This is a genomic window from Shigella sp. FJ200513, assembly GCF_040495915.1.
GTDB lineage: Bacteria > Pseudomonadota > Gammaproteobacteria > Enterobacterales > Enterobacteriaceae > ECMA0423.
Genome location: NZ_JBDYCV010000303.1, coordinates 1 through 344, shown reverse-complemented (window position 1 = coordinate 344; position 344 = coordinate 1). Strand labels below are relative to the sequence as shown.

Genomic DNA, 344 nt, shown 5'->3' with positions numbered 1-344 from the left:
TCGTCGATGACGTCTTTGATATCCTGCTGGTAATAGCTGACCGGCTCACCTGTCAGCGGGTCGCGGTAGATGAAGACCTTCTCCTTCTCCTCTTCTACCTCGTAATACTCAGCGACGTAGACGACATCATTCGACACCCACGGGAATAGCCATGTATCGTTAGGATTCTGGAAAGATGGCAGGGTATCCGGGTCAATACCGTAATCCTCTGCGAACTCTTTCCAGCCATTGCGCGACAAGGCGTTAATCACCGTGCAGTGCTTAGCGTCGCTCTTATCCATCTGCTTGCTGTTGGCGTCCCATATGACGTGTGAGCAGGCTTCATGGATTGGCAGGCGTCGGAT

Annotated in this window: 1 protein-coding gene; it reads right to left on the bottom strand. The window is 52.6% G+C overall.

Annotated elements, in window-relative coordinates; all coding sequences use genetic code 11:
* Positions 1–344, bottom strand: a 344-nt coding sequence (locus tag ABZJ92_RS22365) for a portal protein (protein WP_353765471.1), incomplete at both ends; no start/stop codon positions are given.